The following is a 13,176-nucleotide window of genomic DNA, read 5'->3' on the forward strand; positions in this document are numbered from 1 at the left end:
ACTATGGTTCCACGTGGAACATTTTAATCTTTTCTTCTTCTTTTATTCGCATCAACTGCTTCTCGGAATCTGTCTTGTCACCATACCCCATCAAGTGCAAAACGCCGTGGCCCATTACCCTTAAAAGTTCATTTTCAAAAGGAACGCCATACGTTTCTGCATTCTCAATTACCCTTTCCGACGAAATAAATATATCTCCTGAAATGGTTTTTCCGCTTGAATAATCAAACGTGATAATGTCCGTAAAGGTGTCGTGGTTTAAATACTCCTTGTTGAGCGTCAAAAGAAATTCATCAGAACAAAAAACATAATCCAATTGCCCTATCTGAAATCCCTCTGACTTTAGAATTCTACTAATCCAATCGGAGTAATTGGTTATGTCGCTTAATACTAAATCTGACTTAAAATGAAATTCAATCATTTTTAAAATACACCTTTACCTTCTGCTCGTAATTTTGCCGCAAAGGTAGTGCTTGTCTATTTAATATTTCAATGTCGTTCTGGTAATCTTTAAGAAGCTCCGGACGGGTGGTAACCGGGTTTTTAAAAACATTCTTGTTGGTGTTGCTTTCCCTTTCCTTCTTTTCGCCTTGCTCTAAAGTGGCATTCTCCAGCTTCATTAACTCATGTTGAATGGCATTGACTTTACTTTTGGTTCTTTCTGTAATACCGTTCTCCAATAAATCATTTTCAAAATCCTCCATTTGCTTAAGCAATTTCTTTGCAAGATCACCATCTTGTTTATTGATCATGTCCTGTAACTGTTCTTCCAATTGCTGTCTTAAAAACTGTTGCTCTTTATAGATTTCATACACCTCATTCAGGCCCATTTCATCCTCACCAGTTCCTTGATTGGCATCTGATCCTTGCCGCTGTTGACCATTATTTCCTTCGCCTTGATTTCCTTTTTGTTGTCCCTGTTGATCCCCTTGCTGTTGCCCTTTTGCGCCGCTCTCCCCTTGTTGTTCTCCACTCTGCTCAGATGGCTTGCCCTTATCACCAGACCCTTGCATTTTCTCCTGAATGCTTTGCTGCCCTTTGATGATATCGGGCAATTGAAAATCTGAGCCCTGTCCACTGCCCTGTCCGGCTTTCATATTCTGCTGCATATTGTCCAAAATGTTTGCTAGGAAATCAGCAAGTGCATTGGTGGCGTTAATGACATACTGTTGATACGATGCCCCTTGATAGATTTGATTCTCAGAAATGCTTTCCAAAGACTTGTCGATGTTGTAATATACCTCCGTGATCTGCTCATTAACGAATTCTGAAAGTTCAACCCTGCGCAACGAAAGTGCAAACAAACTATCATCAACATGCTCAAATAATCGTCGTAGTTCATTCTGATCTCGAACGGTTTTCGAGAATTGGGAAATGTCAACATCAGCACTTTCAATCTTATCAAAGAGGTTTTCTTGTTTGAAGGAAAAGGTGACCAAATTATCCAAAATCTGTCTGAGCATTTCTGCATCTTCGGTCTCTTGGGAACCTCCTCCACCCATAGCGCCTTGTTGAAGGGCTTCACTCATTTCCTGCATTTTTTGGGCTGCAGATTTCTGTTGCTTTGAAGCATTCTGCTGTGGAGTATTTCCATTATTAGGTTTATCCTGAAGTTTATCCAATGCTTCCTTTTGGTCTTTTTTCACATCCTCTTGTTCCTTTGGGGAAACATTCAAATCCTTTGGCTTTTGAAGCGCATTATTGTCCTCTCGTAGCTCATCCAACTCCTTGCTTAGCTCGTCGAACTCTTGATTAAGTTTCTCTTGCTCTTCCTTGTTGTTTGTATTAGTATCCTCTTGGTAAAGCTTGTATTGTGCTTTAGAAAGCTCTTCCAAATCCTTGGACAATTGGGACATTTTTTCCGAGACATAATAGCGCTTGGTCAACTCCAAAAGCTGCTCTAGGTTTCTAGCATTTTTGCTTTGGTTCTTGCCCAGTTCTTCCAACTTCTGCTGTAACTCTTCCTTCTTGATTTTTTCGGAGAGTTCATTCAACTCCTGCAATAGCTTTTCATTCTTTTGGGCCTCCAATTCTTGTCGCTCCAAACGCTCTTGTAACATCTTTTTGAACTCACTGTCATTTTCATCTTTGTTCAGGCTTTCCTTTAAGTCCTTACTGAACTTCTCCATCAGCTGTTCTTGCTGCTCTTGCTTTTGCAAAAAATCCTTGATCTGACTTTTATCCTCAAAGGTCAACGCCCTTTCCTCCTTTTGAAGGTCATTGATCTTGGATAAAGCATCCTTTTGGTCCTTGTAGTCCTCCAAAGACCTGTTCATTTTGGACAAAGTAGCATTCTGAAACTCTAACTCTTTGTTTTTCAGTTGATTATCATCATAAAGCGTTGCGTGGAACGTCTCACTTTTGGTAACCTTACCCCCTCTAACTCCATCATTATCAACGATTTCGAAATACAATTTATAATTCTTGCCTTCTTCCAATTGAAGTCCCGAAGGAAAGGTGTAATAGAACTGGTATACATTGGCATATGGGGTTTCCAATGGAATTCTTTGAACGTTTTCCATATCGTCTGAAGGATAGCACACCAATCTAATTTCGTTGATTCCATAATCATCCGCAGATTGGCCCGTGTAAAAAGATTGATTTGGATTTAGGGAATCCAAAACCTGATTAACTTTAACTGTGGGCATGGCATCTTTGATCACATCAATTCCATAAGTCAATCGCTCAAAATCCGAAACATGGCCGTTGGAGGTACTCAACTCATAGGCAAAATCATTTCGTAGTCTTTTGGCGTACAAGAATTGATTCCCATTTTTGTGAAACACAAAACTGGTATCGGCAGCCGTCATTTTGATCGTGTCCACACTTGTTCCTTCAATATTCCAACGAATTCTTGTCCCTTCTGGCACCGTCGCATTTCCAGTTCCAGTAACCACTTCAGATGGTCGATTGAGATAACTTGGATAATCCAATTCCATTTGAAAATCAACCAAAGCAGGTGTGCTATAACTCCTAATGAAATATGTCCTTGAATTCCACCCATTGGCTGTAAGATGAAATGAACTTTCAACAACGGGGGCTTCAAAAGTGTAGGCATAAACATCTCCTTGCTGTTTCAACAGAATCTCCTCTCCACCATTAATCACCATATGAACACTTTCAGGTTTCATGTTGCCCTCTATGGCTACGGTAATGGTAAGTGGTTCATTGTCCAGGACTTCAAGTTTATCATTCAAAACCCGAAAGGTGAACGGCGCGGGTCGCTCATAGGCCAAATCGTAATTGACAACTCTTTGGTGGGAGTTAAAAAAAGAAGCTATGTTGCCCGAAATCCAAATAAATCCCAACAAGCCCAAAGGGATCAGCACATATTTGGCGTACTTGTAACTGTCCTTAAAATCTATTGCCTCTGTAAAGGGAACGAGGCCAAGACTTTGCGCCCGTTGCTCAATGCTGGCCAATAAGAGGTCTGATTTTTTTTGATTCTCCGACAGTTCCAATAAATTGAGTAGCTTGTCATCTACGTCTGGAAAATGTTTCCCGATAAGCAACGAAGCTTGCCGATTATTGATTCCCTTCCGCAGCCGAAACAAATACGCAAGGGGAACCACAATGAATGTGTACAGCAAAAAAAGTTCCACGGCGATAAACAGCAAAAACAAGGTCAATCGCCATCCGTTGTTGAACCAAAACCAGTACTCCAAGGACATGACCGCCATCCAAAACAAAACTCCAAGGGTAAGAAAAAGTAAAATTCCCTTAATCAATTGCTTGGTGTAATACTTCTTGGTGAAGCGTTCCAACTTGGCCAAAATGTCTTGATAACTGCCCAAAATCAATGATTTTTACCACCAAGATACCCGTTACTGGGGAATTCATCTGAAAATTTTTGTTAAACCTTACTGTATCAAGCCGTTCCCAAAAACCAAAAGCAGAGCCTTATTCCCTTTTCAAATCATGGCAGGGGATGTATCTTTGCCAACCAAGCGCATCAACTATGAGTAATACAGTTCGGGTACGATTTGCCCCCAGCCCAACCGGGCCTTTGCATATTGGCGGTCTAAGAACCGCTCTCTTCAACTATCTGTTCGCCAAAAAGCACAATGGCGATTTTATACTTCGTATTGAGGATACCGACCAAAACCGATATGTTGAAGGGGCCGAAGAGTATATTATTGATGCCTTGAACTGGTGCGGAATCCCTTTTGATGAAGGTCCCGGAAAAGAAGGCAAGTTTGGTCCATACCGACAAAGTGAGCGCAAAAGTCTATACAAGAATTACGCCTTGGAACTCATTGAAAAGGGAATGGCCTATTATGCTTTTGATACGGCAGAACGATTGGATTTCCACCGAAAAGACCATGAAGCAAAGGGAAAAACCTTTATCTACAATTGGCATAACCGATTAAAACTTTCCAACTCGCTGTCCCTTTCCCCAGAAGAGGTGCAGGCCAAATTAGATGCTGGTGAGGATTTTGTGATTCGTTTTAAATCCCCGCAAGATGAAGAACTGTTGTTGAACGATATTATCCGGGGCGAAATCAAAATAGACACCAACATTTTGGATGACAAGGTTTTGTTCAAAAGTGATGGTATGCCCACCTACCACCTGGCCAATATTGTGGACGACCACTTGATGGAAATTACACATGTGATCCGGGGCGAGGAATGGTTGCCTTCCTTGGCTTTGCACCAACTCCTTTACAACGCATTTGGATGGGATGCCCCACAATTTGCCCATTTACCATTGATCATGAAACCTGTGGGGAAAGGAAAATTGAGCAAACGGGATGGTGAAAAGGGAGGTTTCCCAGTTTTTCCATTGTCGTGGAACGAATCCGAAGGATACCGGGAAGCTGGATTTTTTCCAGAAGCCGTGGTGAACTTCTTGGCCCTTTTGGGATGGAACCCCGGAACCGAACAAGAAATCTTTTCTCTGGAAGAATTGGTCAAAACCTTCAGTTTAGACCGGGTACACAAATCGGGTGCGCGTTTTGACCCAGAAAAGAACAATTGGTATAATCAACAATGGCTGCAACGTAAGAGCGATGAAGAGCTCGCAGAATTGTTTATGAAAAATCCTAGTGTCGCGTCGCGCGGAGTCGAGACTAGGAACGATAAAAAATACGTTACCAAAGTCGTTTCCCTGATCAAGGAACGCGCAAGTTTTGTTGCCGACTTTTGGGAGCTGGGCGATTACTTTTTTGAAAGTCCGACTTCCTATAACGAAAAGGCCGTAAAAAAACAATGGAAAGAAGATACGCCACAAATCATGAATGAGGTGATGTCTCTTTTGGAAAACATTGACGATTTTACTTCTTCAAACATTGAAACCATCGTTAAAGATTGGATCGGGAAAAAAGAACTTTCCTTCGGAAAAGTGATGCCTCCCTTTCGCTTGGTCATTGTAGGTGACATGAAAGGGCCTCATTTATTTGATATTTTGGAGCTCATCGGAAAAAAGGAAAGTATTCTGCGTATTCAAAAAGCCATTTCCAGCCTTCCCAATTGACGAATGTGTAACAAAACTTGACGGTTGCCTACTTATATGTTGGGGAGTTTCGTAATTTCCCTTTCTAACATAAAAATCTAAAGGCCATGGGCAATTATTTATTCATCCCGATTCTTTTTATAGGGCTTATCATTCTTTTTAAGTTCTTCTTCATTGTAAAGCAACAGACCGCTGTTCTTGTGGAACGGTTTGGTAGATTTCAAAGTATACGTAACTCCGGGCTGCAGATGAAAATTCCAATTGTGGACCGTATTGCAGGTAAACTCAGTTTAAAAATTCAACAATTGGATGTCATTGTGGAAACCAAAACCTTGGACGATGTATTTGTGAAGCTAAAAGTTTCCGTGCAATATGTGGTCATTAAAGAAAAGGTCTACGAAGCCTTTTACAAACTGGAATATCCCCATGACCAGATTACTTCCTATGTGTTTGATGTGGTCCGTGCCGAAGTTCCCAAGATGAAGCTGGATGATGTTTTTGTAAAGAAAGACGATATCGCCATTGCCGTAAAAACCGAATTGCAAGATGCCATGTTGGATTATGGCTACGACATCATCAAAACCTTGGTGACCGATATTGACCCCGATGCCCAGGTAAAAGCGGCCATGAACCGTATCAATGCATCGGAGCGTGAAAAAATTGCCGCACAGTTTGAAGGGGATGCAGCCCGAATCCTTATTGTGGAAAAGGCAAAGGCAGAAGCAGAAAGCAAGAGATTACAAGGCCAGGGTATTGCCGATCAGCGTCGTGAAATTGCCCGCGGTTTGGAAGAATCCGTTGAAGTGCTGAACAAGGTGGGCATCAACTCACAGGAAGCATCTGCTTTGATTGTGGTGACCCAGCACTACGATACCCTCCAAGCTATTGGTGAGGAAACCAATACCAACTTGATCCTGTTGCCCAACTCACCACAAGCAGGAAGTGACATGCTGAACAATATGGTGGCTTCTTTCACGGCAAGCAATCAAATTGGAGAGGCCATGAAGCAACATAACAAAAAGAAAGAAGAATAATCAATGTCAATTCAATTCGAGTCTGCCGACAAAAGCAGGCTCGATGTGACACTACATAGAAAGAGGTCTAAAAAATATTGAAAAACGTCATTCTGAATTTATTTCAGAATCTCACCATAATGATAAACAAATCATTATGAGAACCTGAAACAAGTTCAGGTTGACGAAAATTGACTTTTTAGACCTCTTTCTATTCCAACAAAGTTCTATTCTTTAAAAAATTGATTTATCAACCTTGATTTTTAGAATTTTCATTTAGGTACATTCTCCTTAATGATCGAACACCTACACTTAGAATTGGATTGACAATTTTTAAACCTTCAACAAAACGCCTTAAAACAAGCCGTTTTTAATAATCAAACCAAATGGTATGCAGGTTATAAAATAAGAAAAATCTATGCTAATCTTTTTGCTCCAATTTGGCCCAAGTGTCCCTCAAGGTAACCGTGCGATTGAAGATGAGGTGATCGGACGTTGCGTTTTTGTCAACATTAAAATATCCCAATCGTTGAAACTGTACTTGATCTCCGATGTTGGCATCTTTTAAGCTCGGTTCCAAATACCCTGTAACCTTTTCCAAAGAATCCGGATTAATGAAATCCATGAAATCCTTGTCCTTATGTCCATCTGGGGTGGGATCATTAAAAAGACGGTCATACAAACGAACTTCGGCGGTTATGGCATGTGGAATGGAAACCCAGTGCAAGGTGCCTTTCACTTTCCGAAGACTTTCCTCGGTGCCTGAACCACTTTTACTTTTTGGATCATAGGTGCATTGGACTTCAGTAACATTGCCCTCTGCATCCTTGGTACAACTTTCGGCCTTGATGATGTATCCGTTCTTCAAGCGAACTTCACCGCCCAATTTTAACCGAAAGAATTTGCGGTTCGCCTCTTCCCTAAAATCCTCCTGCTCAATATAGAGCTCTCTGGAAAATGGTACTTTACGATTGCCAGCTGCTTCGTCCTCTGGATTATTTTCAGCTTCCAACCATTCTTCCTTGCCCTCCTCGTAATTGGTGATGACCAACTTTAACGGATTCAGAACCGCCATGACCCGTGGGGCAATTTTGTTCAGATGCTCCCGCACATGGAACTCCAATAAAGAAACATCAACCACATTTTCCCGTTTGGCAATTCCAATGGTATCGGCAAAATTCTTGATGGATTCCGGGGTATACCCTCTTCTTCGCAAGCCTGAAATGGTGGGCATACGGGGATCATCCCAGCCTTCTACCACCTTGTTTTGCACCAATTGAAGCAATTTTCGCTTGCTCACTACGGTATGACTCAGGTTTCTTCGGGCAAACTCGCGCTGCTTTGGACGCAACTTGTCTTTTGATACCAGTTGGTCCAAAAACCAATCATATAACTCTCTATGTGGTAAAAACTCCAATGTACACAGGGAATGGGAGACTTGTTCTATATAATCACTTTCGCCATGCGTCCAATCGTACATGGGATAAATACACCAATCGGTATTTGTGCGATGGTGCGCTTTGTGCAGGATTCTGTACATAACGGGGTCACGCATCAACATATTGGGAGAAGCCATATTGATCTTCGCCCGAAGCACATGGGCCCCTTCCTTGAATTCGCCATTTTTCATCCCTTCAAACAATCGTAAATTCTCCTCAACCGAGCGATTTCTATGGGGGCTTTCTGTACCAGGTTCAGTTGGGGTGCCTTTTTGATTCGCGATTTGCTCTGAAGTTTGGCTATCTACATACGCCTTCCCTTGTTGGATCAACTCAACGGCCCAATCATACAACTGCTGAAAGTAATCCGATGCATAACACTCCCTATCCCACTCATAACCAAGCCAAGACACATCCTCTTTGATGGCTTCTACATACTCTTTCTCTTCTTTTGCGGGATTTGTATCATCAAAACGAAGGTTTACCGGTGCATTATACCGCAATCCCAACCCAAAGTTCAAACAAATAGAGCTTGCATGACCAATGTGAAGATATCCATTGGGTTCGGGTGGAAACCGAAAACGCAGCTCATCCCTTTTGTATCCACTTCGCAGGTCATCCTCGATGATGTGTTCTATAAAGTTCAATGATTTAGCTTCTTCCGCCATATCCAAAATTTGAAGCGCAAATGTAGTAAAAACCAGTGTTCATAGCTATTATTCGCCACTTGGTGTATACAAAGAAAGCCATTTCACAACACTTTTGGTGCCACCTACAACAATATCTTTCCTTTCGACGAAATAAAAATCATATTTGTTATTGGAATGCTATATGAAAAAGTGGCGCAAGAACAGCGCTACAACGAACTAACGAAATTAAGGGGCACAAACTAACGGGCAAACATTGCCCACAACCTCTTAAAACTAACGCTGATGAAAAAAAGTAGTTCAACGTATGGCATTCTAGTTCTTGCTATAGCAATGCTGCTAATGGGCACCTCTTCCTTGGTGGCCCAAGTGCTCAACAAACCTACAGCCGCGGACAACCCCAACTTAGCCGGTAATTCGGCCTGGACCGCAGCATGTGCCTCAGGTAGTTTCAACGAATACTTTGTGAACTTTACGTGGAGTCCTCCCTTGGTAGACTCCAACAACGAGTTCATCCTAGAGCTCTCTGATTCCTATGGAAACTTTGGTTCTCCAAGGGAATTGGCCCGAGTAGCGGACAAAAACACCGTTTTTGACTTTGAGTTTGAATTTGCCCTTCCCGATGATATCCGGGGCGAAGGCTACAAGTTCAGGGTTAGAAGCACAAGTCCGGCCAAAACAAGTCCGGCTTCTGATGCGTATTCCATGTTCTATATTGACTACAATCTGCCCTTGCTTATCAGTGAAAATGGCAGCGGGAGCATCCCTGCGGGAGGTGTAATCCAAATTTGCGATGGTGGCTCGGTCACCCTGAAGCCCCACAATATTCCCAATGCGGACACATATCTGTACAACTGGTATAGAAGTGGAACCCTATTGGCGCAAAAAACAGAAAGCATAACCGTTTCAACCCCAGGGATGTATTATGTGGAATTGGACTACGGTTCGGTTTGTTCCGGTTCTGCCAATACCCTCTCCAATACCATTGAAATCAATAATGGTAGCAGCATGGGCATTGCCATCAATGGTGATAGCGACATTGAACTATGTCCTGGCGCACCCCATACGCTTGAGGCCAACATCAGCGGTATGGGCCTTACCTATACATGGTATAAAGACGGAAACATAATTAGTGGGCCGACTTTGGAGGCATCCACCCTAGCCATAAATACTAGTGTAGATGGCTTTGAAGGCGATTACGAAGTGCAAATAGGAGGTGCTTCAGCCTGTACAGAACGTTCATCAGCGGTCGTTCTTAGAAGTGCTGGTTCCTTTGAAGTATCCAGACAGAACGAGGAAAACATTGTTCTGTTACCGTCCCAGACCAAAACACTATCCGTTAGTACAACGGCAAGTTCACCAACCTATCAGTGGTATAAAGATGGTACCCCCATTACAAATGCTACAAGTAGCTCATTGGTTATTAATGAAGTGGGTGAATATTATGCTGAAGTGACCGAAAATGGCGGTAGCTGTTCTTCTGGACCTAAAAATTCTGAAATAACAACCATAGTTTCCCCTGATTCTTTTGAATTGGAGATAGAGTTCATTGGAGCTTACTCCGATTGCGAAAACACCGATGCCACCATAAGCCTTGCTGCTGTCAATGCGGTTAGCGACAATGGTGCCAAGACCGATGTTACTTCCGAATTGGAATCAGCATTTGCCTATCAATGGAAACTTGATGGCGCCAGCATTAGTGGTGAAACATCCAAGACCATCACGGTATCCAACCATGAAAAAAATGGCGCTTACAAATTAGACGGAACCTTGGATGGGTTCAATGCTACTTCCAATACGTTAAATGTAACATTATCCGCAAATCAAAGCTTGAACATCAGTGCCAACGGAACGGTGCTTTGTGAAGGTGGCGAAGCCATAACCTTGACCAGCTCCCAAGATTTGTCCGATCAAACCTTTGAATGGAAAAAGGATGGTCAGGTCGTGGATACTTCATCTGAAAGCTACACCGTAAATGAAGTTGGTGCTTATCAACTAATTATACGAACCAATGATTGCCCCATTGTCTCCAATGAGGTAACCATACGGGCATTCGATGACTCCTTACTTGCATTGGACAAGCCCAAAGACCTTGTCATTATTGAAGGTGAAACGGAAACCATCACGGCCAGTGGTGCTGATTCCTACGAATGGTTTGATGCCAACAACAACCTTATTGGCACACAAGACTCCTATGGCTTCCAACAGGAGGGCGAGTATTTGTTAGTGGCCAACTTTGGCAATTGTACGGTGAGTAAGCTTATTACGGTCACTTTCCGTGATATGTTTGCGATTCCCAATGTGATCACCGCCAATGGAGATGGCATAAACGACCTATGGGTATTGCCCAACACCTATTCCAGAGACCAGAATGTACTTGTGACCATCTTTAATGAAAGAGGAGAGCAAATATTTAGTCAAACAGCTTACGAAAACAACTGGCCACAATCAACAATGGCGTTCAATAAACCCAGTATGATTTTCTATTACAAGATCACACGGGGAGGTAACAGCCTGAAACAAGGCACCATAACTGTTATTAAATAGCGATGCACACCAAAAAACCGATACTATTACTTACATCCTTCTTGCTACTTTTTTTCTCCGCGATGGTTCACGGACAGGAAGAGGATCCCTTTGTACCCTATAACATTCCTTCACAGAACTTGTTGAAGTTCAATAGATTTTTATTGAACCCAACCTTTTCAACGGTTCGTGAGGATAAGTCCTATATCAATTTGTTCCATAGAAACCAATCGGTTTCTTTTGATGACAACAATCAGGTATATTTCTTGAGTTATAGTGGTAGGGTAAGTGATAGAAGTGGTGTTGGTTTAAGTTTGTTTACCAACAGAGAAGGGCTTTTCAACAACTTTGGTGTACATGCTAACTATGCCTATGGCGTGCGCTTGGGCGAAAAAAGTGCTTTTACCTTCGGAGCCAATTTCTCCTATTACCAGAGTGCCTTCAACCAAAACAGGGCCAATGCCGTTGAGGACGATCCTTTCTTGAACACCTTGGAAAGCAGTTCCTTGGTCAGCTTTCAACCTGGATTCAACTTATCATTTGGGAATTTTGACATCGGTGGTTTCGCTGAAAACCTATTTGATTATAATCTAAAAACCAGCGAATCGGTAACTGATTTTGCTGATAAAACCTATTCTGGACACCTACAATATACCCATCAGTTTGAAAGTGGGGCGGGCATTATGGAGCAGGCTCGATTAATGCCCCTGGCTCGTGTTAGAAAAGTAGGTGATGAGAATCTGGTCTTGGGTGGAAACCTCATTTTGGATTTGCCCAAACTGGGCTGGTTACAAGCAGGGTATGATGACTTCTACGGAGCATCAGCTGGTTTAGGGTTCAATTTGAACAAAAACCTTTCCTTAGGATATACCGTTGAAAAAGGATTGACCAACAATTTTGAAAACTTTGGCGTAAGCCATGAAATCTCATTGGCCTATTCCTTTACCCCCAACCTTACCGAAGACCGTGTAATGCTTGAAAATGAAGGGGAAGAACTCGTGGAAAATGAAAACGTTCCACAGGATAGCCTCAACATCACAGAAAAAGACCTAGAGATTGCACAGCTCCAAGAAAAATTGGCCGAAAACGATGCCATTTTGGATGAGCTTCTTATGCGCCAGGATTCCATTGAAACCACGCGCAGACAAGATTTGGAACGAAGGTTCGAAACCGTTATGAAGATGGTCCGCCGAGAAACCCGTGGAGAAAATCCACAATTGGAAGAAAAGGCCAAAGAAATCTATTTCGCCAATATGGACAGTGCGGATTTGGTCACTACACAGAAAAGACAACCGTTGTCCAATCACGGCCTTTCCAATACCACTGCGGCCAAAAAGGTCATTCGCTTGAATGACGATGGTGCCAAGAGCAGAATGGCCAGCACTTCGGGTGTTAAAAAGGACAAAACAGTACGGGCAAAAAGGGCTTCAAAAACCCATTTTAAATCGCATAACATTCCAAATGTTACAAGCGGTCACTATTTAATTGCCAACGTTTTCAGGAATGAAGACAATGCAACGGCCTTTGTGGAAAAATTGCAATCAGAAGGTATTGATGCCGGGTACTTCATCAACCCAAAAAATGGCCTCAATTATGTGTATTTGAATGGCTACAAGGAGAAAAAAGAGGCCTTGAATGCCTATCATTCCAACCTAAACGGAGCCTATCAAGGTGATGCTTGGGTAATGAACGTCAATGATGGAAACCAAGGTTTTGGTGGTTTTACCAATACCAACACGGCCAACACAAACAGCTCAAAGTACGATGATAATGTACTCCGTAAAAATGTGACAAAAAACAAATCCGGAAGACCCAAAGTCACCTACAGTAACTACAAAATTGGTGGTATTGGCTCTGGCTATTATATCATTGCCAATGTTTTTGAAAGCTCATCAAGCGCCAACCGCTTTGTAAAAGAACTAAATGCCAAGGGGCTGAATGCCAGTTACTTCATCAACCCTGAAGATAATCATAGGTACGTGTACTTGAAAAGGCACGAAACCTGGAGCAATGCCCTAACCTCATACTACTCCAAACTAAATGCCTCGTATGATGACGAAATGTGGATCATGCGAATAAAACCAAACACCAACAGCTAA

7 protein-coding genes are annotated in these 13,176 nt (G+C 42.3%); 4 read left to right on the forward strand and 3 right to left on the reverse strand.

Features of this window, described 5'->3' with window-relative positions:
- Position 1: 1 nt before the first annotated feature.
- Both ybeY and A7D14_RS19310 read right to left on the reverse strand, forming a co-directional pair.
- Entirely contained in the window at positions 2-421 is a 420-nt protein-coding gene (gene ybeY, locus A7D14_RS19305) for an rRNA maturation RNase YbeY (RefSeq protein ID WP_067038112.1), read from the reverse strand.
- Positions 414-3,794: a hypothetical protein gene (locus tag A7D14_RS19310; RefSeq protein WP_067038140.1), complete on the reverse strand. Its 3,381-nt coding sequence runs from the start codon at positions 3,792-3,794 to the stop codon at positions 414-416. Before A7D14_RS19310 ends, ybeY begins: the two co-directional genes overlap by 8 nt.
- A 164-nt stretch (positions 3,795-3,958) precedes the next feature.
- Between A7D14_RS19310 and gltX the strand changes: the two genes are divergently transcribed.
- On the forward strand, positions 3,959-5,473 hold the full coding sequence (gene gltX / locus A7D14_RS19315; RefSeq protein ID WP_067038115.1) for a glutamate--tRNA ligase: 1,515 nt from the start codon (positions 3,959-3,961) through the stop codon (positions 5,471-5,473).
- A gap of 86 nt (positions 5,474-5,559) precedes the next feature.
- Complete coding sequence (locus tag A7D14_RS19320; protein WP_067038117.1) at positions 5,560-6,486, forward strand: SPFH domain-containing protein; 927 nt, start codon at positions 5,560-5,562, stop codon at positions 6,484-6,486.
- Positions 6,487-6,886: 400 nt separating this feature from the next.
- Here A7D14_RS19320 and A7D14_RS19325 read toward each other — a convergent pair whose 3' ends face one another.
- On the reverse strand, positions 6,887-8,572 hold the full coding sequence (locus A7D14_RS19325) for a glutamine--tRNA ligase/YqeY domain fusion protein (RefSeq protein ID WP_067038119.1): 1,686 nt from the start codon (positions 8,570-8,572) through the stop codon (positions 6,887-6,889).
- A gap of 264 nt (positions 8,573-8,836) precedes the next feature.
- Between A7D14_RS19325 and A7D14_RS19330 the strand changes: the two genes are divergently transcribed.
- The gene (locus tag A7D14_RS19330) at positions 8,837-11,098 is read left to right on the forward strand and encodes a gliding motility-associated C-terminal domain-containing protein (protein ID WP_067038121.1); all 2,262 of its coding nucleotides are present in this window, start codon (positions 8,837-8,839) and stop codon (positions 11,096-11,098) included.
- 2 nt (positions 11,099-11,100) lie between these two features.
- Positions 11,101-13,176 (forward strand): PorP/SprF family type IX secretion system membrane protein, encoded by a 2,076-nt coding sequence (locus A7D14_RS19335; protein ID WP_083158172.1) that lies wholly within the window; start codon positions 11,101-11,103, stop codon positions 13,174-13,176.

It is taken from the genome of Allomuricauda sp. CP2A (genome assembly GCF_001683915.1).
GTDB lineage: Bacteria > Bacteroidota > Bacteroidia > Flavobacteriales > Flavobacteriaceae > Flagellimonas.